This window comes from Polynucleobacter sp. 35-46-11 (genome assembly GCF_002281105.1).
In genome coordinates, this window is record NZ_NCFJ01000757.1 from 1 (window position 1) to 1009 (window position 1009).

The window sequence follows — 1009 nt, forward strand, 5'->3', positions numbered from 1 at the left end:
CGAGTTTTCTAAAAATGGGTCAGTGGATTGGGGGTGACCGGGATGGTAATCCAAATGTTAATGCGCAAACACTAGAGTATGCAATTTCACGTCAAGCAGAAATGGTCTTACGCCACTATTTAACGGAAGTGCACCATTTAGGTAGGGAGTTGTCTATATCAGCTTTACTAGTTAAATTTCCAAAGAAGATGCAGGACCTTGCGGCCGCATCACCTGATACTAATGAACATCGGCAGGATGAGCCTTATCGACGTGCCTTGACTGGCATCTATGCGCGACTGGCAGCTACTTTGAAGGTGTTGACGCATACTGATGCAGCTAGGCATGCAGTTCCGCCACAAAATCCTTATGAAAATGCAGAAGCATTTTTGGCTGATTTAAAAACTATTGATGCCTCGCTTATATTGCAAGGAGCAAAGGCCTTATCTCAAAAACGATTACGCGGACTTATCAGGACAGTTGAAGTTTTTGGCTTTCATCTAGCTACTGTTGATTTACGTCAAAGTTCTGATATGCATGAACTCGTACTAGCAGAATTGCTTTCTGTATCGGCAATTGAGGCAGGGTATGCCAATCTGACTGAGATGCAAAAGCGTGACTTGTTGTTATCTCTCTTGAAAGATCCACAACCACTCCAAGTAGTAGGTCATCAATATTCAGATTTTGCGATATCTGAAATCGCCATTTTTACAATGGCTAAAAAAATGCGTACACTCTTTGGCGGGGATGCCATACGACACTACATTATTAGCCATACTGAAACCGTAAGTGATTTATTGGAGGTGTTCTTACTCCAAAAGGAAGTTGGTTTGATGCATGGCATGTTGGGTAAAAAGGCTAGTGTCGATCTGATTGTGGTGCCTTTATTTGAAACGATTGAAGATTTACGCAATGCCGCACCCATCATGCATGATTTATATGCTTTGCCAGGTATCTTAGATATCGTTAAAAGATCGGGTGGAGAGCAAGATATTATGCTGGGCTACTCTGATTCCAATAAAGATGGTGG

General features: G+C 42.2%; 1 protein-coding gene. It reads left to right on the forward strand.

All coding sequences use genetic code 11. The features are described 5' to 3' along the window. Window positions 1-1009, forward strand: a 1009-nt coding sequence (locus tag B7Y67_RS19360) for a phosphoenolpyruvate carboxylase (protein WP_293600026.1), incomplete at both ends; no start/stop codon positions are given.